The organism is Octadecabacter sp. SW4, assembly GCF_008065155.1.
Lineage (GTDB): Bacteria > Pseudomonadota > Alphaproteobacteria > Rhodobacterales > Rhodobacteraceae > SW4.
In genome coordinates this window covers 286,277-310,608 of the sequence record NZ_CP042819.1, presented here as the reverse complement: position 1 = coordinate 310,608, position 24,332 = coordinate 286,277, and the positions used below count along the sequence as shown (strand labels likewise).

Below are 24,332 nucleotides of genomic sequence, written 5' to 3'. Positions count from 1 at the left end.
ACAATGACAGATCAATCCGACAAACCCAGCATCCTGATCACTGGGTGTTCCTCTGGTATCGGCCATAACGCGGCCCACGGTATGCGTGCGGCGGGCTGGCGCGTGTTTGCATCCTGCCGACAAGAGGCCGACTGCGTCCGCCTGCGTGATGAAGGTTTTGAAAGCCCGCAGATCGATTACGCCGACAGCGACAGCATTCATGCCGGTCTGGCCATGGTGCTGGCTGGAACAGGCGGCACCCTGCACGCCGTATTTAACAACGGCGCCTATGCCATTCCCGGCGCGATCGAGGATTTGCCGCGCGATGCCCTGCGCAACATCTTTGAGACCAATCTGTTTGGCGTGCACGAGCTGACCCGCGCCGTGATCCCGGTGATGCGCGCGCAGGGGCACGGGCGGATAGTGAATTGCAGTTCCGTGCTGGGGCTGATCCCGATGCAATGGCGCGGAGCCTACGTGGCAACGAAATACGCGATGGAGGGGCTGACCGATGTTCTGCGCCTTGAAATGCGTGACACGGCGATTGCGGTGATTCTGATTGAACCGGGCCCGATCACGTCGAAAATCAGGGCCAATTCGATCCCGCATTTCGAACGGTTCATCGATTGGGAAAACTCGGCCCGCGCCGAAGAATATCACGCGAAACTGCTGAAACGGCTATATGAAGATCGCGGTCCCGATCGGTTTGAATTGCCCCCGGACGCCGTGACACAAAAACTGTTGCGCGCTGTAACGGCAGATCGCCCGCGCCCGCGCTACTATGTCACGACGCCCACCTATTTTGCGGGCGCGATCAGGCGGGTGCTGTCAACACGCCTGCTGGATTGGGTGCTGTTGCGAGGTTGAGACCCTTCCCTTTTCGGCCATCCCTGCTAAATCAGGGCAATAACCGGAAGGACGCCATATGAGCCGTGATCCAGTAATTATCGTCGCAATTGTCGGCTCTTTGATCGTCGCCGCGATCTTGATGTGGGGGATCGGCACGTTCACGTCGGGCACCGACGACAATGGCAAAAAATCAAACAAGATCATGCAGTATCGTATTATCGCGCAGTTCATCGTCGTGATTGTGATCGTCGGCTTGGTCTGGCTGCGTCAACTCGGGGGGAACTGATGGTCGTTCTGAACAAAATCTATACGAAAACAGGCGATTCTGGCGAAACTGCCTTGGGCAACGGCAGCCGTGTGGCAAAACATTCGGCCCGCGTGAGCGCCTATGGCACGGTGGATGAAACCAACGCGACCGTCGGGCTGGCGCGCCAGCATGCGGATGGTGAAATGGACGCGCTGCTGGCGATGATCCAGAATGACCTGTTCGATCTGGGTGCCGACCTTTGCCGCCCCGACATGGAAAAGGACGCCGAGGCCGAATACCCGCCGCTGCGGATGTCTGACGCGCAGGTCTTGCGGCTTGAAGGCGAAATCGACCGGATGAACGCGAAGCTTCAGCCGCTGCGCAGCTTTATCCTGCCCGGCGGGTCGGCACTGGCGGCGCATTTGCATCTGTGCCGCACCGTATCGCGGCGCGCCGAACGGCTGTGCGTCGAACTGGCGACGATGGAATCAGTGAACGGCGCGGCGGTGAAATACCTGAACCGGCTGTCGGACTGGTTCTTTGTCGCCTCGCGGATCGCCAACAACGACGGGCACGACGATGTGCTATGGGTTCCGGGCGCAAATCGCTGAAAATTCAGCCATGTGGGCGTTTGCAGGGTGACGCGCACGTCAAGACGTGGCGTCCGATGGCCCTGGCGCGTCGATTTTGCACTGTTTTCCCCTCGCGCGGCGCGCTACCAACTGCCTTGAAGCTTTGTGCGCCCCGCTTGGCGCTGGATTTCTAGAGGAGAATAACGCCCATGAAGGTGCTTGTGCCCGTCAAACGCGTGATTGATTACAACGTGAAGGTCCGCGTAAAGGCGGATGGCAGCGGTGTCGATCTTGCCAACGTCAAAATGTCGATGAACCCCTTTGACGAAATCGCTGTCGAAGAGGCCATTCGCCTGCGCGAAGCTGGCAAGGCGGATGAAGTTGTCGCCGTGTCGATTGGTGTGAAGCAATCGCAGGAAACACTTCGTACAGCACTTGCGATGGGCGCGGATCGCGCCATTCTGGTTGTCGCAACCGATGATGTGCATCAAGACATCGAACCGCTGGCCGTCGCCAAGATATTGGCCGCCATCGTCAAGGAAGAAGAGCCAGGTCTGGTGATCGCGGGCAAGCAGGCGATTGATAACGACATGAACGCAACGGGCCAGATGCTGTCGGCCCTTCTGGGCTGGTCACAGGGCACGTTCGCGTCCGGTCTGGACATTGACGGGGACAGCGCCGTTGTGACCCGCGAAGTGGACGGCGGTTTGCAGACGATCAAGGTCAAGATGCCGTCGATCGTCACCGTAGACCTGCGCCTGAACGAGCCGCGCTATGCGTCCCTGCCCAACATCATGAAGGCCAAGAAAAAGCCGTTGGATGAAAAGACACCCGCCGATTACGGCGTCGATGTCACACCACGTCTGGCTGTCGTCAGCACCGCTGAACCTGACACGCGCAAGGCGGGGATCATTGTTGGATCGGTCGATGAGCTGGTCGAGAAACTCAACGAAGCGGGGGCTATATAAATGGCTGTTCTACTTTTGGGCGAAGTGAATGACGGCGAACTGGCCGTTGATGCAACCGCCAAGGCCGTGGCTGCGGCTGCGTCTTTGGGCGATGTAACAGTGCTGTGCACCGGTGCCACCTGCAAGGCGGCGGCGGATGAAGCCGCGAAAATCGACGGCGTGGCCAAGGTTCTGTGCGCCGAAGACGGGCTTTATGGGCACCGCCTGGCCGAACCCGTGGCCGATCTGATCGTGTCGCTGGCGGGTGATTACAGCCACATCGTTGCGCCCGCCACAACGGACGCGAAGAACATCATGCCGCGCGTTGCGGCCCTGTTGGACGTGATGGTCATTTCCGAAGTGGTCGAAATGATCGACGCGGACACATTCGCGCGCCCGATCTATGCGGGCAACGCGATCCAAACGGTGAAATCCTCGGATGCCACCAAGGTGATGACGATCCGCACCGCAGGCTTTGACGCCGCCGGCATGGGCGGGGCTGCATCGGTGGAAAGCATCGGCGCGGCTGGCAATCCGGGGCTGTCGGCATGGGTCGAAGACAAGGTCGCGGCAAGCGATCGCCCTGAGCTGACCTCGGCCGGGATCGTTGTGTCCGGCGGGCGCGGTGTTGGCTCCGAAGACGATTTCAAGCTGATCGAAGGGCTGGCAGACAAACTGGGCGCGGCGGTGGGCGCATCACGCGCCGCCGTGGATTCGGGCTATGCCCCCAACGACTGGCAAGTCGGCCAAACCGGCAAGGTCGTGGCCCCCGACCTCTACATCGCGGTCGGGATTTCCGGCGCGATCCAGCACTTGGCTGGCATGAAGGACAGCAAAATCATCGTTGCGATCAACAAGGACGAAGAAGCACCGATCTTTCAGGTCGCCGACTTTGGCCTCGTCGCTGATTTGTTTGATGCCGTGCCGGAACTGACCAAAAAACTGGGGTGACCATGCGGAGGGGCAAGTGCCCACCCCAAGGAATGATTGCCACAATTTCGAAAGGGCCTGCCACTTAGGCAGGCCTTTTCATATTGCGCAAGAGGGCTGACGTGATCGGCCCGCGCAGGGCTTTGGCCGCCTCGGCATGGGCGCGCACGCCCAGCATTTCCTTTGCCGCTGCCGCCTCTTGCGGTGGAAAGACCATGCCATCGGTGCCACTTTCCATCGCGCCAACGGTTGGCACGACCTCGACGATGTCACTTACCATAGGACGAAGGGCTTCGATCATTTCGCGGCTGACAAACACCGGATTGGTTTTCAAGGGCATCAGCGACTCCGGACGCGCACCATCATAGGGTTGGTGATCAGCAAACCAGAAAAGGATCGTATCGGGGCCAACGATGCGCAGGAAATTCTGCATGCGCGCCACCCAGGCATTGCGCAATTCGGCGCACATGATCGCGAAGCGTTCCGGAGAGCGCTGAAACAACGCGGTCAGCATATGGCGGGTAAAGCTGAAATCGGCAAAATCCACATCGTCATAGATTGCGCGCAACACCGTGGACGGCTTGAGGAACCGGTCGTTGCGGCGCGGGTGCACCGAATAAAACCGGTTCGACATGTTCTGCGCACCCATCACCTGCACGACGGTCAGGCGGGCATCGCGGCAGGCCGCCTGCACGGTTTCGTCATAGGCAAAGGCATCAATGCCCGCATTGACGCAGCCGAAATTGACACAGGTTTCGACCATCGATTCTTCGATCAGTGTCGCGAAGGGTTTGTCGATATATTTGCCATAGGTTTCGGTTCCGCCGACAAAGGCGATATGGCGCCCGTCCAGCCGCTTTTTCGGACCACGGAAGAACAGACGCGACGTTCCGTATCGGCAGGGGGCATAGGACAGCCCCGCTTCGTAAAGCGTTTCGTGTTTCATGGTTCCCACCACTCGTTATTTCTCTCACCACGGATCAACATGGGCCGATTCCATTGCCAAATTGCTAAAGGTTGAGATTGAGTTAGATTTTAACGATCCCGCGGCCTTGAAGCCGCCTAGCGGGCGGGCATATGGTGCCGACAACCACGGAAAGGGCAGTGTCATGGCAATTGAACGGGTAGGCATCGTTGGCGCGGGCCAGATGGGTAACGGGATTGCCCATGTATTTGCCCTTGCCGGATATGACGTGCTGATGACCGACGTCAGTCAGGACGCGCTTGATACGGCCCGCGCCCTGATTGATCGCAACTTGGAACGGCAGGTGGGACGCGAATTGATCACGGCTGCTGACAAATCCGCCGCGATGGGCCGGATCACCAGCACCCTGACCCTGACCGACCTTGGCCCGACCGATCTGATCATCGAAGCTGCGACCGAGCGTGAAACCATCAAGGCTGCGATCTTTGAAGACCTGCTGCCACATCTGAAACCCGAAACGATCCTGACATCGAACACCTCGTCGATTTCGATCACGCGGCTGGCGGCGCGCACGGACCGGCCCGAAAAGTTCATGGGGTTCCACTTCATGAACCCGGTGCCGATCATGCAACTGGTCGAATTGATCCGTGGGATCGCCACGGACGAAGATACCTTCAAGACCTGTCAGGGGGTGGTGGAACGGCTGGGCAAAACATCCACCGCCTCCGAGGATTTCCCCGCCTTCATTGTCAATCGCATCCTGATGCCGATGATCAACGAGGCGATTTACACGCTTTATGAAGGAGTCGGGAGCGTCAAATCCATTGATACATCGCTGAAACTGGGGGCGAACCACCCGATGGGGCCGCTGGAGCTGGCCGATTTTATCGGCCTGGACACCTGTCTGGCGATTATGAACGTGTTGCACGACGGGTTGGCGGATACGAAATACCGCCCCTGCCCCTTGCTGACAAAATATGTGGAAGCGGGCTGGTTGGGCCGCAAAACCCAGCGTGGATTCTATGATTATCGGGGCGAAGGCGACCCGGTTCCGACCCGCTGAGGCTAGAGTCAAGACACATTAGTTTTCCCGTGAGGGTTTGACTCATGCCTCCGAAAGGCGGAGCGGTGACAGGTCTAATCTTCATGGGCTGACGGACGCGCAGATGGCGCGTTTGGTGACTTGCTTTCGCAAATCCTGACAGCATGCCCGGGACGATAACCACCGGGTGCTGACAGGATTTATTCTCATAAATCCTTACGGCTTGCAGTAGCAGACTGGGGACGCCGATGGTCGATGCCGCCCGCCTCAGGGCGCGCCGCAACCCGCAATGACAGATGCCCCTTGGCTGTTCCCGTCGGCCTGTGCTCTCGCCGCCGTCATCATGTTCTGATTATGAATCCTGACCCGGGTCATACAGACGGTCCTGTGAACGAGAATGCGATTTGTATAGAGATCGCTATCGACGGGGCGGTAGGCGTCCACAATGCACCTATACGGATCGAGCAGCAGCGCGAGCGCGCGGTCGAAGCCCGTCGCGGATGGTATGCCGGATATGGGTTATCCTCCTGTGTTATTTCCCTCGCGGTGGTCTTTTCCCCGAATTTCCGGGTCGCCGTTCGGTGCGCGCAAACCTTCCCAAAGCAGCAGTGCCGCCCCACAGACGATTGCCACGTCAGCGAGGTTGAAGGACGGCCAGTGGTATAATCCGTAATAGAGGTCGAGAAAGTCAGGGACAGCCTGATAGCGCAGACGGTCGAGGATATTGCCGAGCGCGCCGCCGATGATCAGACCGAGGGCCGCACCCGTCAGCCTGTCGGGAGCGCGCCATAACCAGATCAGCAGCCATGCCACGACCACGGCAGCAAGCGCGATGAGACCCCACCAGGGCACGATCCCGCCGAGCATTCCAAAGCTGACCCCATCGTTCAGAACCCGGACGAGATTGAGAAAGGGTAGAACCTCGACACCGCGCTCAAGCTCCGGGGCGTTCAGGGCAAGCGCCTTGGAGCCCTGATCAAGAACGAACGCCACGACGGCGCAAATGCCACCCAGAACGCGCCCGTTCATGCCGCTGTCTTCAGGTCGGCCCGCGCGTCACGGATGATCGCCCATGACGAGTGCAGGAACAGTCCGGCTATACCGAAAGCGACGATGAGGTCGGGCCACACGCTACCCAGCCAGGCCACCAACCCGGCGGCGACGACGACAGCAGCGTTGCCGATGGCGTCATTGCGCGAGAACAGCCACACGGCACGCATGTTCGCGTCGCCCTTGCGGTGCCGCAGCAGCGGCAGCACGGAGATGACATTCACGACAAGGGCGATGATGCCCAGCAGCCCCATCAGACCTGCATCCGGTGTCGTCGGCTCGAAGATACGCATGATGGTCGTGCCAATGACGCCCAGACCAAGCAGGCCAAGGAAGACGCCCTGCATCAGGGCCGACCGCGCCCGCCAGAGAAGACTCCAACCGATGGCCATTAGCCCCAAGAAGGTGATTGCGCCATCGCCGATGAAATCCAATGCGTCGGCCTTCACCGCCTGTGACCCGGCAATGAACCCGCCAATCATCTCAAGAACACCGTAACCGACGTTCAGGATCACGACGATCCAGAGCGCACGGCGATAGCCCGGATCCTGGTGCGCTGCGTGCTGATGTATGTCTTCGTCGGTTTCAATTCGATCAAAGCCGTAGCCGGTCGTCTCAACGGCTTTTTCAATTTCCGGCAAATGCGCTTGGGGAACCTTTAATGTCATTATGTGCGTTGCGGTCGACACTTTCACATCGTCAGGCGCAACTCCGGCCGACTGCGCCGCCCGCTCGATCTGCGCGGCATCTTTCGCGCAGTCCATGCCCGAAACCCGGTATCGAAAGGATGGGGCATCTAGCATCGCGCTTTCTAAGTTGGCCATGTTCGCAGTTATCCTGCTAATTTAGGTTAAAGGACAATATATCAGTGAGTAATGATATGATGCAAATCATTGCCGACCACAAGGCCGGTAACATTGAACAACGCGCAAAGCTGTTCCGCGGCTTTGCAGACCCAAGCCGCTTGGCTATTCTCTGTGCTTTGTGCGAAGGGCCGATGGTTGTTCACGAACTCGTCGAACGCACAGGATTATCACAACCAAACGTATCCAACCACTTGCGATGCTTGCAGGAATGCGGGCTTGTCAACAGCGACCGCGAAGGGCGCTTCATCCGCTACCGTATCAGTAGCTCGCGTATCGCAACGCTGTTGAGCGATGTAGACGCACTTCTTGATGTCGTTGCAGAGGGCGTTGAGGCTTGTGAAAACTATCGCGGGAGATGAACGGTCGAATTTGTCACTGCGGACGGCTCCGTCAAAATTACTGAAAATCTTGTGCCACGAACCCTCGGCGAAACGTACTTTGATTTTGGCAGGTTTGGGCTATCTTCGAAATCGGTTATCGTGCGCCATGCAGCACCGGTCACACTGGGCTGATTGCCGACAGCGGATGCGACGGGGGATGTCCGCATAGGCCAATGACCGACGGCCCACAGGCGACGCGCAGCGAACTATAGGTAGCCAGATCGGGCAATGGGCGCGCCTGTCGTTTCACGCACTACCAATTCGGCCGAAATCTCGGATACAATGACCGGCATGTCGGGATCGCGAATACGGTCAAGCAGAACCTGCGCCAGCTTGCCGCCCAGTTTGTGCGGCGAGACCGCCATTGTCGTAAGCGGAGGCGTGGCGACTGTCGCATCCTGGATATCGTCAAAGCCGGTGACCGAGACGTCCAGCCCCGGCACCAGTCCCGCCCGCTGCAACGCAAGGCAGGCGCCCAGGGCAACCACATCACCGTTGCAAACGACGGCCGTGATGCCAGGGTGGGCACGACGCAAAGCCAGCATGGCCTCAAGCCCTGCCGATTTGTTGTCCTCGGACTCCCAGATGACGCCGTGGCCCAACCCGTTTTCGGCCATCGTCTTTTGATATCCCGCGATACGATCCCTGCGCACCAAGGTCATGTCCGTGCCGCCCAGATAGGCGATTTCGCGGTGGCCCAATGCCATCAGGTGCCGCGTCGCGGTTGCGGTGGCTTCGGCGTTTCGGATGCCGACGTGGTCGATATCCGTGCGCAAATTTCGCAGAAACGTCACCAAGGGGATGTGATGCGCAGCCAAAAGGTTGAACGTCTCGTCAGGAGTTTCAATCGCGGGGACCCAGATCAGCCCGCCCCGCCCGTGCCGGATGAACGCCTCAAGCTGGCGACCTTGCCTCTCTGCGTCGTCCCGCGTGTCTAGGATGGACACGAGATAGCCCTCTGCTTCGAGCAGATCGACGACGCCGCTGATAACCTCGGCATTGAACGGGTTTGAAAGCTGATTGATGACAAACCCGATTTCCCGGTTTTCGCCTGATCGCATTGCCGCAGCTTTCTGGTCTGGCACATAGTGCAGGGTCTTGGCGGCCTTGAGGACGCGATCGCGGGTCTTTTCCGAGATCCGTCCGGTTCCGCGCAGAACCTGACTGACGGTGGGAATCGATACCCCCGCTTCTTTCGCGACGGTCCCGAGGGTCGGCTTGCCTGACATTACTCTACGCCTCTTTAGATACATCGATATACCTATTTGCCTGCAAGAATTCAAACCATTTCGTCAATATATACTGCCTGTTACCTGCTTTTACCGCGTCTCTTCCTGAGGTCGGCAGACAAAATCATTGACATAAGATATATCGTTATATCATATATTTACCATTCGGACGATTCGACTGCAACAGAAGCCTTCAAGGGCTTTTCGAAACCGATTGACTTTGCGTGGCCGACAGCAGGCCAAACGCTTACCGACGGGAGCCGGCAGGGAGGCTGGCCTCGCATTTCACTTCTGGGAGGAAACATGACCCTACGTTCCAAATTCGCCGGCGCGGCTTCTGGCATCGCCATCTCTTGTATCGCGGTTGCCGCGCAGGCCGAGGTTCTTTTCTGGTCCACACAGGCAAAACCCGTTGAGGAAGCCCAGGCCATGCGCGAGCAGGTCATGTCAGGTTTCGCCGATGGCGTTGACTACCAGCCGAACGACGGCGGTCCGTGGATCACCCGTCTGAACGCGGAACTGGAAGCCGGTTCAGGCTCCATCGGTGTTCTGGGCGCGCTGCACGGCGACTATTCCGCGATGGACCCCGCGAACCTTGTCGACCTGAGCGATCTGGGCGCAATGGCCAGCAGCGACACCTTCAACACTCTTGCCATGCTCGGCACCGACGAAATGCAGTATATCCCCTGGATGCAGGCCAGCTATATCATGGCCGCCAACCGCGAAGCTCTGCAATATCTGCCAGAAGGCGCTGATATCGACGCGCTGACCTATGACCAACTGATCGCCTGGGCCGCCAACGTGCACCAAGCAACCGGCGAGGCCAAGTTCGGCTTTCCTGCTGGCCCGGACGGGTTGAAGCACCGCTTCTTCCAGGGCTACCTCTATCCGTCCTATACCAACGGCGTTGTGCGCACCTTTGCGTCCGAGGAAGCCGTCGTCGCATGGGAAAAATTTGCTGAACTGTGGGAGCACACCAACCCTGCCTCAACCAACTTCTCGTTCATGCAGGAACAGTTGTTGTCCGGTGATGCATGGATCGTTTTCGATCACACATCGCGCCTTGCCGGTGCCTTCAACGAGCGCCCGGACGATTTCGTCGCCTTCCCGGCACCTGCGGGTCCGACCGGTCGCGGCTTCATGCCGGTTCTTGCCGGTGTTGCGATTCCAACCACAGCGCCCGACATGGACGCGGCCAAAGCACTGGTTGCCTATATGCTGGAACCTGAAACCCAGCTTGCAACGCTGCGCGCGACAAGCTTCTTTCCGGTTGTGGATGTCGAGCTTCCCGATGATCTGCCCCCGTCCGTGCAGGCCGCAGGCGCCGCGATTGCCAAGATGAGCAGTTCCCCGGACGCCAACCCTGGCCTTCTGCCCGCTGGATTGGGCGACAAGGGCGGTGATTTCAACCGCGTCTTCGTCGATACGTTCGAGCGTATCATTCTGGGCCGCCAGGATATCCGCACGGTTCTGGACGATCAAAAGGCAACGCTCGCGGCGATCATGGAAGAGACCGGCGCGCCTTGCTGGGCCCCTGATGCGCCTTCCGAAGGTGCTTGCCCGGTCGAGTAGACGCCGGGGTAGGCTGACAACAGCCACGTGTCCGGGCGCCATTGCCCGGACACATCTCTCCCACGTAAATTGAGACAGCGCCTTGGCGCAAAGCCGGAGTGATGCCGATGAACGCCCGCATATTGCCCTACGTGCTGATCCTGCCCGTCACGCTGTTTCTGTGTCTGTTCTTCCTTTATCCCTTTGTTCTGGTGTCCCAGCAGGCTTTCGGGTCTTCGGACGGCGGCTGGTCTCTGGATAACTTCCGCGAAGTCGTGAACTACTGGAAGTTCCCGATCTCGCTGAAAAACACGCTGCTGCTGGCGGCGGCTGTGGTGCCGATCCAACTGGCGCTGGCGCTCTTGATGGCGACGATGGTCAGCAAAATGGGAAAGGGCCGCGATATGGTGCTTTATATCTGGACCATTCCGCTGGGCATTTCGGACCTCGCCGCCGGGATCATCTGGCTGGCGATCTTTGAACAATCCGGTTTCCTGAACTCGATGCTGAGCGGTATCGGCGTGATTGATCGGCCGATGAACCTGCTGACCTATCAGAACCCGTGGATCGTGTTTCTTGCCATCGCCTTGGCCGAAATCTGGCGCGCAACCGCGATCATGCTGGTGATCCTTGTGGCTGGCATCGGCCTGATCCCAAAGGAATACTACGAAGCCGCAGACGTCTTTGGCGCCTCCAAATGGAAGCAGTTCACGCGCATCACCTTTCCGATGCTGCGCCCAAGCCTACAAACGGCCCTTGTCCTGCGCGTCATCCTTGCGTTTGAAATCTTTGCCGTGGTCGCAGCCCTTGGCGGCACGTTGTTCCCGGTGCTGATGGGCGAAACCTATGCCTATCAGTTTGATCTTCTCAACTCTGGTGCAGCGGCGGCGATGGCCCTGATCATCCTTGGTATCTCCATCGGCTTTACCCTCATCATCCTGCGCATCCTGCGCGTTCCGAAAGGAGCCTCGATATGACCGATGCCACCGCCTTGGACGTGTCCACAGACACGCGCAAATCGGGCCGGATTCTGTATGTGGCCTCTGTCGTGTTCCTCTGCGCCTGGGTGATCGTGCCGATCTACTTTTTGTTGATCAACACGCTGTCCTCACCGGACGCCGTCAACAGCTTTCCCAAGTCCTTCATTCCCGAGTTTGATTTTGGCAGCCTGCAGTTCTTTGCGGGTTTCGCCGGTATGCTGACGGCGTTGAAAAACTCGGTCATCGTGGCGCTGATGACGATGGTCATGTCGATCCTCATCGGCGCACCGGCGGGCTATGCGCTGTCGCGGTTCGACTTTCCCGGCAAGGGCCTGTTCCGGCTGCTGATCCTGCTGACGCGGGCGTTTCCGCTTCCGCTGCTGGCACTGCCGCTGGCGGTGATGTTCATCCAGACCGGGCTGGACGATACCGTATTCGGGCTGGCACTCGTGCATACCACGCTGGCAATCCCGTTTGCGGTGCTGATCACCTTCTCGCTGTTCTCGGGCATCCCGATCGAGCTGGAAGAAGCGGCGTGGACGCTTGGCTGCACGCGGCTTACCGCCTTCACCAAGGTGGTGTTGCCGCTGATCCTGCCCGGCATCACGGCCTCGGCGATCTTTGCCTTCGTGATCTCGTGGAACGAGGTGTTCGCCGCCGCCGTGCTGACCATCGAGAACCGCACGCTGACCGCGTTTCTGCTGCAAAACCTCGACACCTCTCCGCTGCACCTGAAATTCGCTGGCGGCTTCATCCTTGTCGTGCCTGCGCTGATCTTCATCTTCGCCGTGCGCAAGTACCTCTTTGCCATGTGGGGCATCGCGAACCGCTAGGCCGCGCGATTTAGAAAGGAACCGGAATATTGGCTGAAATTCAGATCAAGAACGTCGCCAAACGCTTTGGCGCTTATCAGGCGCTCAGCGATATCGACCTGACCATCGCAGACCAGGAATTCATGGTCCTGCTGGGCGCATCGGGTTGCGGCAAGTCCACCTTGTTGCGGATCATCGCGGGGCTGGAAACGGCCACCTCGGGCGAGGTCTGGATCGGCGGCAAGCGCATTGATCATCTGGCGCCCAAGGACCGTGGTATCGCGATGGTGTTCCAGAACTATGCTGTGTTCCCGCATCTTACTGTTTTTGAAAACATCGGGTTCGGACTGCGGATGCAGAAGTTGCCCAATGATGAAGTCACGCGCCGGGTCGAGCGGGTGGCGGGCCTGATGCATATCGAGATGTTGCTAAAGCGTTACTCCGGCGAACTTTCCGGTGGTCAGCGGCAGCGGGTCGCCGTGGCGCGGGCGCTGGCGATGGAACCGGACGTGATCCTGATGGACGAACCCTTGTCGAACCTTGACGCGCTGCTGCGCATGGAAATGCGGGCCGAGTTGAAAGGTGTGCTGGCCGAAAGCAAAACCACCACGATCTATGTGACCCACGATCAGGTCGAAGCGATGAGCATGGCCGATCGGATCAGTGTCATGCATGAGGGCAATATCGTGCAGGCGGCCGCGCCCATCGAAATCTACCGTGATCCGGCCGCCAAGTTCGTTGCCAGCTTCATCGGCAACCCGCCGATGAACTTCTTGTCAGCCACCCCAGAAGGCAATGGCAAATGGCTGGTGGCAGGCCAGACGTTCGACGGGCCGAACACCGCCCACCCCAACCTTCAGTTCGCAATCAGACCTGAAGATATGCGACCCGCTGAACACGGCCTTGCGGCCACCGCCAGGATCGTCGAACCCCTTGGCGCCCATGTGCTGGTGACCTGCCAGATCGATGATGCGATGTTCCGTGTCATTCTGGACAGCGACACGGTGGTGAAAGCGGGCCAGACCCTCACCCTTGCCCCCCAATCCGACCGCGTGCGGTGGTTCGATCCCGAAACCACGCTTGCCGTCGCCTGAAAGAACCCCATGACACACGACATGATCGAGCAGGCCAAAGCCGTGCTGCGCCGCAATGATCGCGGCACCTATACCGTTCCAACCCACGGTCTTTATCCGTTTCAGTGGAACTGGGACAGCGCGCTGAGTGCGCTTGGCTTTGCGCACTTTGACGAAGCGCGGGCCTGGACCGAAATCGAAACGCTGTTCGCGCATCAATGGGACGATGGCATGGTGCCGCATATCATCTTTCACGAATTGGACGACGGGTATTTCCCTGGCCCTGATGTCTGGGCAACGGCGCGCCCGGTGTCGACTTCTGGCATCACCCAACCGCCCGTCGCAGGATTCGCGGTACGTCGGATTTTTGGCCGTGCGACAGACAAGGCATTGGCCGCCGAGAAAGCCCGCGCGCTGCTGCCCCGCATCCATGCCTGGCATCAATGGTTTTTTGCCAACCGCGACCCGCAAGGGACCGGCCTTGTGGCCATCATCCACCCGTGGGAAAGCGGCCGGGACAATTCCGTCGATTGGGACGCGGCGTTTGAGCGGGTGCCAACCGAAGGCGTTGAGCCATTCACGCGACGCGATACCAGCCACGCCAACCCCGAACACCGGCCCACGGATGAGCAATACAAGCGTTACATCTGGCTGGTTCAGAAGTTCCGCAGCCTGGGTTGGGACAATTCCGAACTGCACGACGCCTCGCCATTCCGGATTGTCGATCCCGGATTCAATGCGATCCTGATCCGGTCTTGCGTTGATCTCGCCGATCTGGCCACCGCGCTTGGCGAGACCCGGATCGCAGCCCAGTCGCAGGCCATGGCCGACAAAGCCATCGTGGCGATGGACACCCTGTGGAGCGACAAGCGCGGCCAGTATGTGTGTTATGACCGTGCAATCGGGGCACTGATCGACAGCCCGTCGATCGGTGGTATCCTTGCAGCTTTTGCGCCGATCCCGCAGGCGCGAGCCAAGGCCATTTCCGCCCGGATCGACGCCCTGTCCCAAAACTGCAACTACCTTGTACCAAGCCACGATCCAACGGTGCCGGAATTTGACGCCCTGCGCTATTGGCGCGGGCCGATCTGGCTGATTGTGAATTATATGATTTCTGATGGTCTTGAACGCTGCGGTGAAACCGTCATGGCTGACCGGATCAATGCCGACTGCCTGCGGCTGATCGAAAAAAGCGGCTTTGCCGAATACTACGGCCCGATGGGTGCCGAACCCTGTGGTGGCGACCAATTTACCTGGACTGCCGCGATGGTCATTGAAATTCTCAAATCACACGAGATTGCCGCATGAAAGGCGTGATCTTCGTCGCGATCATGTCAGGCTGATGGTCTGATCCACAAACACGTGCTTTGGGCCGTCACACGTGGCGACGGCGCGATTGGGTTGACCAGACATGGTCGATTTTCGGAAGCACCTGCAACGCGAGATGCGCCAGGGCCGGTCCCACCCCCAGTGTAGCGCGGTCCAATGGACGAGCGTCAAAGCGGCAGCCCCGTAAATGACTTGCTGCCGCACTTTCCAATTGCGGCCAAGGCTACAGTCCCGCCCGACCGTAGATGTGATCGCAAGCGGAACAAAGGTCGGGAACGCCAGCCGGTCCAGACGGCTTGCAGAATGAACCGAGTTTCATCCGGGATGGATCGTCGTTTTGGCGCAACATTTCCATCGCGCTCAATGTGCTAGAGCAGAAAAATAATCTTCCCAGCTTTGGTGAGGTCGGCCCATGACGGTCTCGAAATCACCGGAACGGTCATAGGTGCCGTGGCGGATGCCGTCATAGATCCCGCCAATGATCGGACCGATGAAGTCGCCGAGATCTGCGGTGCGATCCGCGACGAAATCTGCTGATGACATCGCGCGATAGGTCAGGTGAGTGCCGAAGGCCAAGTTCAGGTATCCGGCCAGTTGCTCTTGCGTGATGGGGGCACCGTTCAGGTTCACCGTCTGACCGTTCAAGTTATCCTGCGTCACCAATGCGGTGTAGGCGTGGGCCAGTTCAGACCGGGTGGTGTAACCACACTTGCCGTCGCCCGCGCTATTGGCGATCTCACCCTTGGTGCGGTAGCTGTCGATATACTCCACATCTGGTTCGATATAGATGCCGTTGCGCCCGATGGCCCAGTCCAGACCGCTGGCGCGGATGTCGGCCTCGGTCTGGCGATTGCTTTGAACAACCGGCGAAAACGCTGTGCCCTCGTCCGGTCCCTGAATGCTGGTATAGACGATCTTGCGCACACCTGCTTCCCTGGCTGCCTCTATCACATTGCTATGCTGCTGAATGCGGTCCTTGGGCGGGGCCATACCTGACACCAAGACAAGCGCATCGATGCCCTGCAATGATGCACGAAGCTCGTCGGGTTTGTCGTAATCACCCGCGCGAACCTCGATGCCCAGACCCTCAACGCGGGCCGGTGTGCGGGCCAGACCCATAACATTTTCCGAACCGACCTTGTCGATCAGCTTCAGGGCGATTTCCCGCCCGAGCTGGCCCGAAACAGCGGTGATTGCATAGGTCATAGTGCGCGCCTTCTGTGATTTGCGATGGCACGGCCGGCATTGAAACCGGCCGTGCCATGGTGCTTGGGTCAGCCGTTATAGGCTTGGCTGATGGCGAAGCTGTCTTCGAACCAGTGCCAGAGAACCACCTGACCGTCGCGCACCTTGGCGCGCAGGGCGAAGGAGAAGTCCCCCGTTTCTTTACCGGATTGGGTGGTAACGGCGTTCATCACACCGAATACGGCCACGGTGTCGCCGGAGGCGAAGGCGTCAGTATTTTCCCACTTCGTGGTTTGCAGGTTCTGAGAAAAGACGCCGAGGAATTCGAAGATGTTTTCCTTGCCGCGGGTTTCGCCGATCCAGGGCAGGCTTTCGTCGCCTTCATTGTGCCAGACCATGTCGTCGGCCATCAGTGCGTTCATCGCTTCCATGTCGCCCGATCCCATCGCGCCCATGAAGGCCATCACGGTGTCGAAGGATGCTTGTGTCTGCTCATCCATGTCCTGTGCTCCTGCTTGTGTTCCGAGAATGATCGCCAGCGATGCGCCAAGCGATGTCTTGATAAGAGTTCGGCGGTTCATTGTTTGCTCCTTTTGGGGGCGCCCCGCACGGGCCGGGGGCGCAGGTTTCAATTAGAATTTGCCAGCTTCGTTATGCGCGGCGTCCGGGCCGGGCATAGGAGCAATGACGTCCCAGTGCTCGACGATCAGTCCGTCTTCGAGGCGGAAGAGGTCGTAGAAAGCGGTGGGCTCATCACCGAGCGTCCCTTCAGACAAGGTCAGCACGAAGTTTCCTTCGCCAATCACCTGATGCACCTGCGCGTAGTTCATGGAAATGTCCTTCTGGGCCATTTCGGCCATGAACGCGCCGAAGCCCTCCAGCCCATCCGCGACCATCGGATTGTGCTGAAGGTAGGTCACGGGGCTGATGTAGTCGGTGAGGTTGATCTCGGCGTGATCGATCATTGATTTGGTAAGGAATTCCTCGACCAAGGCCTTGTTCGCCTCGGTCTGGTCTAGGTCGGTGATCTCTGTCGCGCCGTCGATCTGGCTGCGGCCCGACGGGTTAAGCGGCTGCTCTTCGATCAGGTTATCCCAGTGCTCTGCGATCTTGCCGTCCTCGACGCGGAAGACGTCAAACGCGATCATCGGCGTTTCGCCAAAGCCTTCGTACCGTGCGTGCACGGCGACAATGTCGTCATCCGCGATAACGCGGATATAGTCGGCCTTGAAGTCGCCACTGCCGGCGAGGAAACCGACGACGCCTTTCTGCGCTTCGATCCCGTTGTCGAACATCGGATTGTGCTGGATAATGTCGGTCGCAAAGTAGTCGTCGACAGCATCGACATCGCCTGCAAGAAGCGTATTTTGCAGTGCCTCAAGGACGAGTGCCTTGTTTTGATCGCTGTCGGCAAGCGCCGCGAAAGGCAGGGCGAGCGCAATAGCGGCGGTCGCCATAAGTGTTGTCATAGTCATGTCAAATCTCCAAATGTCAGGGTGATTGGGTCGGGTTAAAAGGGGCGAGTCGCGTTGTTCAGTGCCACTCGATTTGCGGATTCTCGCGGAAGGCAAAGCGTTCGAGGTGGCTGGCAATGACCTGTGCTGTCTTGTCGAGGTCGGCCTTGGTTTCGGCGGACACTTTCATGTCTAACCCGTCGCCAGATGCATCTAGTTCGCACTGGCCAAACGGAAGTTCGATTCGGCCGGAATTGCCGTCCAGTTCTACCGGAACCCTGTGGCTGAAATGCTTGCACAGCGTGCCGAGGTAGCGTTTCGCCTGCTCTGTCCTGAATGTCGTCTGTGCGTTCATCGGGGGGGCTCCTTCAATGTTGAAGTCACAACTAGCCCCTCGGGATGGTTTCGGATATTGTATTAATATTGATTTTATAGTTCCGGAAACAGAACAATGATTGACCACCTGAAACACATGGCCGTCTTTGCGCGGGTCGTCGACAAGGGGTCTTTCCGGGCCGCCGCACAAGATATTGGTGTGGCCCCCTCTCGCGTCAGTCAGACGATCACCGATCTGGAAAACCATCTCGGCACGACGTTGCTCTATCGGACAACCCGCAAGCTCGCGCTGACTGGCGAAGGCAGAGCGCTCTATACGCGCGTCACCGAGATGTTGCGAAGTGCCGAGGCGGGATTGAACGAAATCAACGCGACCATGCAGGATCCCGTAGGTGCGCTTCGCGTATCCGTCCCGGCGTTCCTGGCCACATCGGATCTTTCGACTGCCATGGCAGCGTTTATCAAGCGGTATCCAAACGTGGCCCTGTCGCTGTTCTATAGTGATCGCAGGGTCAAGATCATCGAGAACGGGTTCGATCTTGCCATCCGCGCGGGGGGCCTTTCCGACAGTGCAATGATGACTCGCAAGCTGGGCGGCATCCCCCGCGCGCTGGTTGCCGGTGCCGAATATGCGCGCGCTCGCCCGGTACCCACACGTCCCACCGATCTGGAGGATTGGGACTGGATCAGATACCAACAGCGGACCGACACGATAGACCTGACATCGGACACCGGCGAAACCGAAAGGGTCACGGGGCGCTCGCAGATTGAGGTCGACAGCGCCGATGCGCTTTATTACTTCGCAACGCAAGACGTGGGCGCGTCGGTCTTGCCGGAAAATCTGGCCGAGCGGGGTGTGGCATCCGGTGCACTTGTCCGGCTCCTGCCAAAGTGGCGATTGCCGGACATCGGCCTTAATGCCGTTTGGCCGGATTCCTCACGGCGCGAAACCCTGACGCTGCTCTTCGTACGGTTTCTGGCTGGGGAACTTGGCCGCTAAGCCCCTTGGCGGACCTTGGTTCGCAGTGCTGAACCGGCTTTTACAATAGGGGCCCGAATGACCGACGGGAATGGCGTCTAGAAAAACGGCAATGGGCAAAGCGTTGCGGGGTCACGATACCCGCCACGGATGACATCGACCTTGTCTCCGACCGCCCTGTCTGCCCCAACCAACGCAAATCCGATCATGGAATGCGCGCGAGGCGACCACGCCCCGCAGGTCATGTGCCCCACACGCTCGCCGTCTTTTAGCATGTCATACCAAATCGCGTGACCGGGGTGGCGTTCGGAATTGTCCAGCACAATGCCCAACTGCTGACGCTTGACCCCCTCGGCTTTGATCCGCCTTAGGGCTTTGATGCCGACGACCTCGTCATCAAGATCGAGATCGACGTATTTCCCCAGCCGCACCTCGAACGGATTGGTCTTATCGTCAGTGTCGCCGCCATAGGACAGCAAACCGCTTTCGATCCGCTCAATCGGATTGGGATTGCCGGGGCCGATGCCCCAGGGTTGCCCAGCCTCCTTGATGATGTTCCACAGCTCGGTGCCACGGGATCCATCGCGCAGGTAGATTTCGAAGCCGCCCTGTTTGGAATAGCCCGACCGCTGGATAATCAGCGGAATGCCGTTTATCTCAGCCGGGGCAAACCAAAAGTATTTCAGCGCCCGCACCCAATCCCCAAAGACTGCGGCAACCGCATCTTCGGCCTTGGGGCCTTGAACCGCCATGGGCGAAACGTCAGGTTCGCAAATCTCAACCTTCAGGCCGCGCTCAGCGGCAATGGCCCGTGCCCACATCAGGATATTGTTGTCGCCAATCGACAACCAATAGGTCCCATCCTCGTGCTTCAGGACCACGGGGTCATTGATCAGCACGCCGCGATGGTCACACATCGGAATGTATTTGCCCTTGCCAACATCAATGGCCGACAGGTCGCGCACCGAGATAAGCTGCACCAGATGCGCGGCATCCGGTCCCTTGATTTCCACCTGTCGTTCGACGCTGACATCCCATTGGGCCACGCCGTTCATCAGCCGATCATATTCAGCATCCGGATCGCCATAGGACACCGGCATGAGCATCGCGTTATAAGGGGAAAAAGCAGTGACACCTTCTCCAATCGTCGCCTCGTAAAAGGGCGACACGCGCAGTCGGGTGTTGGGTCCAATCTCAGCCATTTGGGTGCCTCAGTCGTCTAGGTTTGCAGCATTAAGTGCCGCTTTCTTCAAGAGTGTCGCAAGCGTTTCGCGTTCATCCGTGCTCAGCCCTGCTAGAACGTCGTCTTGTCTGCGGCTCAGATAGACGCTGATCTGTGCGTGTAACGCGCGACCGGCGGGCGTGATTTGCAACCACGATTGCCGTCCGTCCGCTGGATCAGGTGCGCGGTCAAGGTAGCCATCTTTCAACATCCGGTGCACGGCGCGGCTGATGGTATTGCGTGGACGCCGCGAGATGCGGGCAACGTCCTGCGCTGTGAGGATGTCGAAATGCGAAAGACAGGCCAGTAGGATGTATTCGGCACGCACCAAGCCGAAGTCCCGCTTAATCTCTGCATAGGCGGGGAACACGATGGCGTTGGCCAGATAGGTGATACGATACGCCTCCGGGTATTCGATCGTGTCGAAGATCCGCGTCAGGTCCGTGTCGTTTGATCTGTCCATGATCGGTTGCCCATTGCCAGCTACATCCGTCCTAGCGCATATTGTTCCAAATGGAACAACAAATGCGACGATTCCATGGTCGCAAAGGACGTGAATGACCTCGACCCGCAAGAAACTGACACTGCCGGAACTGGCTGCCCGAAAGGCGGCAGGCGAACGGCTGGTCATGGTCGCCGTCGGAGAAGTGCTGACCGCAACATGGGCCGAGCGCGCAGGCGTCGATATTGTCGGGGTGGGCGATAGCCTGGGCATGACGTTACATGGCCACGAAAATACCCTCGCGATGACGGTTGATCAGATGATCATGCACACCCAAGCGGTCCGGCGTGGGGCGCCCAATACGCTGTGCATAGTGTCCATGCCCTACGGCTCTTACGCGACGCCCGAGCTGGCGGTCACCAATGCGGTGCGCATGATGAAAGAAAGCGGTGCGGACGCGCTGAAATTGCAGTTGGGCCGCGAAGGCGCGCATATCATCCGCGCTGTCGCAGATGCTGGCGTGCCCGTGATGAGCCATGTCGGCCTGTTGCCGCATAAAGTCCACCAGATGGGTGGTTTCAAAATGCAGGGCCGCACCGCCGAAGCCGCAATCGAGATCGTCGAGAACGCGCGCGCCATCGAGGCGGCTGGCGCCATCGGCCTAGAAATCGAGGCGATGCCTTACGAGGTTGGCAAGGCCGTCGACGACGCGGTCGCCATCTTCACCTTTTCGATTGGCGCAGGCGCGGCGGGCACATGTCAACTGCTGAACGGCTACGACCTGCTCGGCGCGTTCGATACGTTCAAACCCAAATTTGCCAAGCGCTACGCCAACCTTGCCCAAGATGCGACAGATTCCTTTGCGGCCTATGCCGAGGATGTGCGATCTGGCCGCTTTCCAGATGCCGACCATAGTTATCAGATGAAACCCGAAGAAATCGAGCGGTTTGCAGCGCTCTTGAACAGGGAGGATGCGACATGAATGACGAGGCAAAGCGGACAAATGGCCAGACCATTCCCAACGGGATGCTTGAAGACAACTATCCGCGCAATATGTGGTGGGTCGCCGCGCATCGCGATGAGTTAACGACAAAACCGCTGGCCCGTTGGCTCCTGGAGACGCCCGTCGTTCTTTATCGCCTCGAAGATGGCACGCCCGCCGCGCTCTATGACCGCTGCCCGCACCGCTGGGCGCCACTCAGCGAAGGCCATGTGGAGGGCGACAAGATCATCTGCCCCTACCACGGGATGGAGTTCAACAAGGCCGGACGTTGCACCAAAGCACCGACACAGCATATGAGGCCCAAGACGGCCGAAATCCCGTCGTTTGCCGTGCGCGAGGCTGGCGCCTATGTCTGGATCTGGATGGGCGACCAAGACGCTATCGATTGCGACCCGCCCGAAGTCGAATATCAAAGCGATCCGGGCTGGGCCCCGGTCCATGGCTATTATGAAGTGGCCGCAAACTGGGTATTGATCCGCGAAAACGTGCTGGATCTGACCCATATCGCGTTCCTGCACAAGGATACCTTCAAGCAAGATGACTGGATCACCGCGCCCGATACCTACATGGACGGAGAGACGATCTGCTACGAGCAGGAGTTCGACCTCGCGCCGCTCTCGCCGCTCTTTTGTGCGGGCATGGGACTTCCGGAGGACAAACCAATCAAACGCGTTCAAAAGGGGCGGATGCCGTCGCTGGCGATTTCGTTCTCGGATTGGAATGTGCATGATCCCGCACCCGAGGAAGGACATCGCTCAGATTTCATCGTGCGCGGGTGCCATATCGTAACGCCAGCGCAACGCGGCAAGACACACTATTTCTGGATGGCCGCGTTTGATGTGCCATCGCTGACCGATGTGGTGGCGGAAAAGACCCGCGCAAGCGTCACTGCCGCATTTGACGAAGACAAACACCTGCTGGAAAAGCTGCAAGCGAGCGTTGCCGCCGACCCGCGGGGCCTTGATTTTCTAGAGGTCACGCTTGGGGCTGATGGCGCTGGCATCAAGGTCCGGCAAATCCTCAACAAAAAACTCAAGGCCGAGGGCCGCTCACTTCAACGCCAATAGGTCTGCCATGAATGATTTGAAATAGAACACGAGACCCCGCCCGTCTCCGCTGCACACAGATGGCATGAGTGTTTCTCAGCAGCGCTTTCTGGCGGCAAAGGCCAGAGGCGGTAATTCGCCATCTTTCAGAAACTTGGAAGGTCGGGGTCCTTGCGGCCTAGCGCATCGGTAGAAATTCTGCGTAATCGTGCCATCGGATACGATTGGCCGATCTTATTCAGCCCCACAGCCAGGCAACCGTGCAACCGTGCAACCAAAATGCGCGCCGGTCGACGAATCCCAACGCGCCCATGAACATCAATAAGTTGCGCGGGTGCACATGGCGGCATCCGTTTCCTGTGTTTGGCTATACCGGTGATCGTGCGGCACCACGTCCGGCATTTCGCCCAAAGACGGTCCCTGACGTCAGGCCGGACCCGCCCGGATATCCTTCAAAAAAGACACCGCCGACCATTTCTCCAGCTGCATAAAGCCCGAGGATTGGCGCGTCGGACTTGTCGAGCACGGCACCCGTTTCAGACACTTTCAACCCGCCATAGGTGAAGGTGATCCCACCCGTCACCGGATAGGCCTTGAAGGGTGGTGTATCCAACCGCTGCGCCCAGTTCGATTTTGGCAGCGGCAGGCCTTGCGTGTTCTTGCCATCTAGCGACGTCGGATCAAACGGCACAGCATCGTTGACGGCTGCGTTGTAGGCATCAAGGGTCGACCGCGCCGCCTGCGGGTCGGTCCCGTCGAGTTTCTCGCACAGCTCATCCAGCGTATCGGCTTCAACGAAATGCGCATCATGAAAGCGGTATTCAGCATACAGCAGATCATCGACCTTGGCATCGAAGATTTGCCACGCGAAATGGCCAGGCTGCTCTAACACCGCCTTGCCGAATTGCGCATACGTGTAGTTGCGGAAATTCGCGCCTTCATCCACGAAACGGTCTCCACTTGCGTTCAGCATCACACCAAGGAAGTAGCAAATCTTGCGGTAATTCTTGCGCTCCGACGCTGGCAGGCCGAGGCCACCGTAGTCTGCCATGTGCAAATCCATCGGTGTCGCGTGACAACCGTCGATCAACCCGTATGTTTGGGCGCCGACCTGTGCCCCCATCACCAGTCCATCCCCGGTGTTCATCGGCGTGCCGCGCACTTTGGCCTTGTCCCAATCGCCGCCCATCCACGCGCGGCGCAGATCGGTGCTGGCTTCAAAACCGCCACAGGCGAGGATCACCGCGTCCGCTGCAATCTCTTCGTCGCCAACGCGCACACCTGTGACAGACCCGTCCTCGGTCAGCAGACCCGTCACGGCGGCATTGTAGCGTATGATGCCGCCCAGCCGCGTGAAGGCCCCAAGCTCCATCTCAAATAGCCCCACGCCTTCGTTTTCTGCGGCAAGTGTCAGACCGCCCCAAAAAACATGCCGCCCGTCCTTTTCAAAGCTTTGACGACTGTAGATCGGCTCAAACTTCACCCCGTGACCACCCAGCCATTGCATGGCCGACAGAGATTCGCCAATGAGCCGCTCTTGCTCGGGCGACAAAGGGCGCCCGCCATTAAACATTAGCAGGTCCTCGGAAAACTTCGCCTGCGTGTAGCCGCCAAAGTCGGTCACCGCGAGGCGCGGATCTTCCGGGTCTTTCAACAGCGGCATCAAATCGTCCGCACCGTCATAGGCAAAGCGCATGGCGCCGGCTGTGTATTTGGTATTGCCCCCAGCCAAAGCTTCATCTGCCTTTTCCAGCATCAGGACCTGCGCGCCCGCCTCAAGTGCGGCAATGCCCGCAGACATGGCGGCGTTCCCGGACCCAACAACGATGACCTGCTTTGACATTTGCGATTCTCCTCTTTAGACGTTTATGTATCCAAGCGGATACAATTTGAAAAGAGAGAAG

26 protein-coding genes are annotated in these 24,332 nt (G+C 58.9%); 15 read left to right on the top strand and 11 right to left on the bottom strand.

All coding sequences use genetic code 11. From position 1 onward, the window contains the following. Positions 1 to 3 precede the first annotated feature (3 nt). From FTO60_RS01560 to FTO60_RS01540, 5 genes are all read left to right on the top strand, one after another. Positions 4 to 846, top strand: coding sequence for an SDR family NAD(P)-dependent oxidoreductase (locus tag FTO60_RS01560; protein WP_148054321.1), 843 nt, complete (start codon positions 4 to 6; stop codon positions 844 to 846). A gap of 58 nt (positions 847 to 904) precedes the next feature. Beyond that, positions 905 to 1,114 (top strand): twin transmembrane helix small protein, encoded by a 210-nt coding sequence (locus FTO60_RS01555; RefSeq protein WP_148054320.1) that lies wholly within the window; start codon positions 905 to 907, stop codon positions 1,112 to 1,114. Next, positions 1,114 to 1,686 (top strand): cob(I)yrinic acid a,c-diamide adenosyltransferase, encoded by a 573-nt coding sequence (locus FTO60_RS01550; RefSeq protein WP_148054319.1) that lies wholly within the window; start codon positions 1,114 to 1,116, stop codon positions 1,684 to 1,686. The genes FTO60_RS01555 and FTO60_RS01550 overlap by 1 nt, the downstream gene beginning before the upstream one ends. 170 nt (positions 1,687 to 1,856) lie before the next feature. After that, positions 1,857 to 2,615, top strand: a complete 759-nt coding sequence (locus tag FTO60_RS01545) for an electron transfer flavoprotein subunit beta/FixA family protein (RefSeq protein WP_148054318.1) — start codon at positions 1,857 to 1,859, stop codon at positions 2,613 to 2,615. Then, complete coding sequence (locus FTO60_RS01540) at positions 2,616 to 3,545, top strand: electron transfer flavoprotein subunit alpha/FixB family protein (RefSeq protein WP_148054317.1); 930 nt, start codon at positions 2,616 to 2,618, stop codon at positions 3,543 to 3,545. It begins immediately after the preceding gene. 64 nt (positions 3,546 to 3,609) lie between these two features. On the opposite strand, the gene FTO60_RS01535 is transcribed toward FTO60_RS01540, so the two are convergent. Beyond that, the gene (locus FTO60_RS01535; protein WP_148054316.1) at positions 3,610 to 4,470 is read right to left on the bottom strand and encodes a DUF6473 family protein; all 861 of its coding nucleotides are present in this window, start codon (positions 4,468 to 4,470) and stop codon (positions 3,610 to 3,612) included. Between the two features lie 163 nt (positions 4,471 to 4,633). On the opposite strand from FTO60_RS01535, the gene FTO60_RS01530 reads away from it, so the two are divergent. Beyond that, positions 4,634 to 5,512, top strand: coding sequence for a 3-hydroxybutyryl-CoA dehydrogenase (locus tag FTO60_RS01530; RefSeq protein WP_148054315.1), 879 nt, complete (start codon positions 4,634 to 4,636; stop codon positions 5,510 to 5,512). A 498-nt stretch (positions 5,513 to 6,010) separates the two neighbouring features. Here FTO60_RS01530 and lspA read toward each other — a convergent pair whose 3' ends face one another. Then, positions 6,011 to 6,520, bottom strand: coding sequence for a signal peptidase II (gene lspA / locus FTO60_RS01525; RefSeq protein WP_148054314.1), 510 nt, complete (start codon positions 6,518 to 6,520; stop codon positions 6,011 to 6,013). Next, the gene (locus FTO60_RS01520; RefSeq protein ID WP_148054313.1) at positions 6,517 to 7,365 is read right to left on the bottom strand and encodes a cation transporter; all 849 of its coding nucleotides are present in this window, start codon (positions 7,363 to 7,365) and stop codon (positions 6,517 to 6,519) included. Before FTO60_RS01520 ends, lspA begins: the two co-directional genes overlap by 4 nt. Positions 7,366 to 7,409: 44 nt before the next feature. On the opposite strand from FTO60_RS01520, the gene FTO60_RS01515 reads away from it, so the two are divergent. Then, positions 7,410 to 7,766 (top strand): helix-turn-helix transcriptional regulator, encoded by a 357-nt coding sequence (locus FTO60_RS01515; protein ID WP_254696859.1) that lies wholly within the window; start codon positions 7,410 to 7,412, stop codon positions 7,764 to 7,766. A gap of 227 nt (positions 7,767 to 7,993) precedes the next feature. On the opposite strand, the gene FTO60_RS01510 is transcribed toward FTO60_RS01515, so the two are convergent. Further along, on the bottom strand, positions 7,994 to 9,016 hold the full coding sequence (locus FTO60_RS01510) for a LacI family DNA-binding transcriptional regulator (RefSeq protein ID WP_148054312.1): 1,023 nt from the start codon (positions 9,014 to 9,016) through the stop codon (positions 7,994 to 7,996). Positions 9,017 to 9,319: 303 nt separating this feature from the next. Here FTO60_RS01510 and FTO60_RS01505 point away from each other — a divergent pair, with 303 nt between their 5' ends. The 5 genes from FTO60_RS01505 to FTO60_RS01485 all read left to right on the top strand — a co-directional run bounded on the left by FTO60_RS01505 (position 9,320) and on the right by FTO60_RS01485 (position 14,740). Beyond that, a complete protein-coding gene (locus FTO60_RS01505) occupies positions 9,320 to 10,588 on the top strand; it encodes an ABC transporter substrate-binding protein (protein ID WP_148054311.1) in 1,269 nt (422 codons plus the stop codon). A gap of 101 nt (positions 10,589 to 10,689) precedes the next feature. Beyond that, complete coding sequence (locus tag FTO60_RS01500) at positions 10,690 to 11,544, top strand: carbohydrate ABC transporter permease (protein ID WP_254696858.1); 855 nt, start codon at positions 10,690 to 10,692, stop codon at positions 11,542 to 11,544. Further along, entirely contained in the window at positions 11,541 to 12,380 is an 840-nt protein-coding gene (locus FTO60_RS01495) for a carbohydrate ABC transporter permease (RefSeq protein WP_148054309.1), read from the top strand. The genes FTO60_RS01500 and FTO60_RS01495 overlap by 4 nt, the downstream gene beginning before the upstream one ends. 29 nt (positions 12,381 to 12,409) lie before the next feature. Further along, positions 12,410 to 13,453, top strand: coding sequence for an ABC transporter ATP-binding protein (locus FTO60_RS01490; protein ID WP_148054308.1), 1,044 nt, complete (start codon positions 12,410 to 12,412; stop codon positions 13,451 to 13,453). Positions 13,454 to 13,462: 9 nt separating this feature from the next. Next, positions 13,463 to 14,740 carry a trehalase family glycosidase gene (locus FTO60_RS01485; RefSeq protein ID WP_148054307.1) on the top strand — a complete coding sequence of 426 codons (1,278 nt, stop codon included), beginning with the start codon at positions 13,463 to 13,465 and terminating at the stop codon, positions 14,738 to 14,740. Between the two features lie 381 nt (positions 14,741 to 15,121). On the opposite strand, the gene FTO60_RS01480 is transcribed toward FTO60_RS01485, so the two are convergent. The 4 genes from FTO60_RS01480 to FTO60_RS01465 all read right to left on the bottom strand — a co-directional run bounded on the left by FTO60_RS01480 (position 15,122) and on the right by FTO60_RS01465 (position 17,755). After that, on the bottom strand, positions 15,122 to 15,967 hold the full coding sequence (locus FTO60_RS01480; protein WP_148054306.1) for an NAD(P)H-binding protein: 846 nt from the start codon (positions 15,965 to 15,967) through the stop codon (positions 15,122 to 15,124). 68 nt (positions 15,968 to 16,035) lie between these two features. After that, a complete protein-coding gene (locus FTO60_RS01475) occupies positions 16,036 to 16,527 on the bottom strand; it encodes a nuclear transport factor 2 family protein (protein ID WP_254696857.1) in 492 nt (163 codons plus the stop codon). 51 nt (positions 16,528 to 16,578) lie between these two features. Continuing rightward, positions 16,579 to 17,403 (bottom strand): nuclear transport factor 2 family protein, encoded by an 825-nt coding sequence (locus FTO60_RS01470; RefSeq protein WP_197738508.1) that lies wholly within the window; start codon positions 17,401 to 17,403, stop codon positions 16,579 to 16,581. A gap of 76 nt (positions 17,404 to 17,479) precedes the next feature. Beyond that, positions 17,480 to 17,755 (bottom strand): DUF2218 domain-containing protein, encoded by a 276-nt coding sequence (locus FTO60_RS01465; protein ID WP_148054304.1) that lies wholly within the window; start codon positions 17,753 to 17,755, stop codon positions 17,480 to 17,482. A 96-nt stretch (positions 17,756 to 17,851) separates the two neighbouring features. Here FTO60_RS01465 and FTO60_RS01460 point away from each other — a divergent pair, with 96 nt between their 5' ends. Then, positions 17,852 to 18,736 carry a LysR family transcriptional regulator gene (locus FTO60_RS01460; protein ID WP_148054303.1) on the top strand — a complete coding sequence of 295 codons (885 nt, stop codon included), beginning with the start codon at positions 17,852 to 17,854 and terminating at the stop codon, positions 18,734 to 18,736. A gap of 77 nt (positions 18,737 to 18,813) precedes the next feature. Here FTO60_RS01460 and FTO60_RS01455 read toward each other — a convergent pair whose 3' ends face one another. Both FTO60_RS01455 and FTO60_RS01450 read right to left on the bottom strand, forming a co-directional pair. Next, positions 18,814 to 19,917: a glycine cleavage T C-terminal barrel domain-containing protein gene (locus FTO60_RS01455; RefSeq protein WP_148054302.1), complete on the bottom strand. Its 1,104-nt coding sequence runs from the start codon at positions 19,915 to 19,917 to the stop codon at positions 18,814 to 18,816. Positions 19,918 to 19,926: 9 nt separating this feature from the next. After that, a complete protein-coding gene (locus tag FTO60_RS01450) occupies positions 19,927 to 20,400 on the bottom strand; it encodes a MarR family winged helix-turn-helix transcriptional regulator (RefSeq protein WP_172623772.1) in 474 nt (157 codons plus the stop codon). A 94-nt stretch (positions 20,401 to 20,494) separates the two neighbouring features. Here FTO60_RS01450 and panB point away from each other — a divergent pair, with 94 nt between their 5' ends. Both panB and FTO60_RS01440 read left to right on the top strand, forming a co-directional pair. Beyond that, a complete protein-coding gene (gene panB / locus FTO60_RS01445) occupies positions 20,495 to 21,361 on the top strand; it encodes a 3-methyl-2-oxobutanoate hydroxymethyltransferase (protein ID WP_148054300.1) in 867 nt (288 codons plus the stop codon). Continuing rightward, complete coding sequence (locus FTO60_RS01440) at positions 21,358 to 22,449, top strand: aromatic ring-hydroxylating dioxygenase subunit alpha (protein WP_148054299.1); 1,092 nt, start codon at positions 21,358 to 21,360, stop codon at positions 22,447 to 22,449. Before panB ends, FTO60_RS01440 begins: the two co-directional genes overlap by 4 nt. 346 nt (positions 22,450 to 22,795) lie before the next feature. Here FTO60_RS01440 and tcuA read toward each other — a convergent pair whose 3' ends face one another. Then, positions 22,796 to 24,271, bottom strand: a complete 1,476-nt coding sequence (tcuA, locus tag FTO60_RS01435) for an FAD-dependent tricarballylate dehydrogenase TcuA (protein ID WP_148054298.1) — start codon at positions 24,269 to 24,271, stop codon at positions 22,796 to 22,798. Positions 24,272 to 24,332: the final 61 nt, after the last annotated feature.

Excerpts from the sequence above, each read along its gene's own strand:
- FTO60_RS01530 (WP_148054315.1), top strand. The coding sequence starts at position 4,634 with ATGGCAATTGAACGGGTAGGCATCGTTGGCGCGGGCCAGATGGGTAAC.
- FTO60_RS01500 (WP_254696858.1), top strand. The coding sequence starts at position 10,690 with ATGCCGATGAACGCCCGCATATTGCCCTACGTGCTGATCCTGCCCGTC.
- panB (WP_148054300.1), top strand. The coding sequence starts at position 20,495 with ATGACCTCGACCCGCAAGAAACTGACACTGCCGGAACTGGCTGCCCGA.
- FTO60_RS01440 (WP_148054299.1), top strand. The coding sequence starts at position 21,358 with ATGAATGACGAGGCAAAGCGGACAAATGGCCAGACCATTCCCAACGGG.
- FTO60_RS01510 (WP_148054312.1), bottom strand. The coding sequence starts at position 9,016 with ATGTCAGGCAAGCCGACCCTCGGGACCGTCGCGAAAGAAGCGGGGGTA.
- FTO60_RS01470 (WP_197738508.1), bottom strand. The coding sequence starts at position 17,403 with ATGGCGACCGCCGCTATTGCGCTCGCCCTGCCTTTCGCGGCGCTTGCC.
- FTO60_RS01485 (WP_148054307.1), top strand. The coding sequence starts at position 13,463 with ATGACACACGACATGATCGAGCAGGCCAAAGCCGTGCTGCGCCGCAAT.
- FTO60_RS01475 (WP_254696857.1), bottom strand. The coding sequence starts at position 16,527 with ATGAACCGCCGAACTCTTATCAAGACATCGCTTGGCGCATCGCTGGCG.
- FTO60_RS01560 (WP_148054321.1), top strand. The coding sequence starts at position 4 with ATGACAGATCAATCCGACAAACCCAGCATCCTGATCACTGGGTGTTCC.
- tcuA (WP_148054298.1), bottom strand. The coding sequence starts at position 24,271 with ATGTCAAAGCAGGTCATCGTTGTTGGGTCCGGGAACGCCGCCATGTCT.
- FTO60_RS01545 (WP_148054318.1), top strand. The coding sequence starts at position 1,857 with ATGAAGGTGCTTGTGCCCGTCAAACGCGTGATTGATTACAACGTGAAG.
- FTO60_RS01460 (WP_148054303.1), top strand. The coding sequence starts at position 17,852 with ATGATTGACCACCTGAAACACATGGCCGTCTTTGCGCGGGTCGTCGAC.
- FTO60_RS01535 (WP_148054316.1), bottom strand. The coding sequence starts at position 4,470 with ATGAAACACGAAACGCTTTACGAAGCGGGGCTGTCCTATGCCCCCTGC.
- FTO60_RS01495 (WP_148054309.1), top strand. The coding sequence starts at position 11,541 with ATGACCGATGCCACCGCCTTGGACGTGTCCACAGACACGCGCAAATCG.
- FTO60_RS01555 (WP_148054320.1), top strand. The coding sequence starts at position 905 with ATGAGCCGTGATCCAGTAATTATCGTCGCAATTGTCGGCTCTTTGATC.
- FTO60_RS01465 (WP_148054304.1), bottom strand. The coding sequence starts at position 17,755 with ATGAACGCACAGACGACATTCAGGACAGAGCAGGCGAAACGCTACCTC.
- FTO60_RS01455 (WP_148054302.1), bottom strand. The coding sequence starts at position 19,917 with ATGGCTGAGATTGGACCCAACACCCGACTGCGCGTGTCGCCCTTTTAC.
- FTO60_RS01550 (WP_148054319.1), top strand. The coding sequence starts at position 1,114 with ATGGTCGTTCTGAACAAAATCTATACGAAAACAGGCGATTCTGGCGAA.
- FTO60_RS01450 (WP_172623772.1), bottom strand. The coding sequence starts at position 20,400 with ATGGACAGATCAAACGACACGGACCTGACGCGGATCTTCGACACGATC.
- FTO60_RS01540 (WP_148054317.1), top strand. The coding sequence starts at position 2,616 with ATGGCTGTTCTACTTTTGGGCGAAGTGAATGACGGCGAACTGGCCGTT.
- FTO60_RS01520 (WP_148054313.1), bottom strand. The coding sequence starts at position 7,365 with ATGGCCAACTTAGAAAGCGCGATGCTAGATGCCCCATCCTTTCGATAC.
- FTO60_RS01505 (WP_148054311.1), top strand. The coding sequence starts at position 9,320 with ATGACCCTACGTTCCAAATTCGCCGGCGCGGCTTCTGGCATCGCCATC.
- FTO60_RS01480 (WP_148054306.1), bottom strand. The coding sequence starts at position 15,967 with ATGACCTATGCAATCACCGCTGTTTCGGGCCAGCTCGGGCGGGAAATC.
- lspA (WP_148054314.1), bottom strand. The coding sequence starts at position 6,520 with ATGAACGGGCGCGTTCTGGGTGGCATTTGCGCCGTCGTGGCGTTCGTT.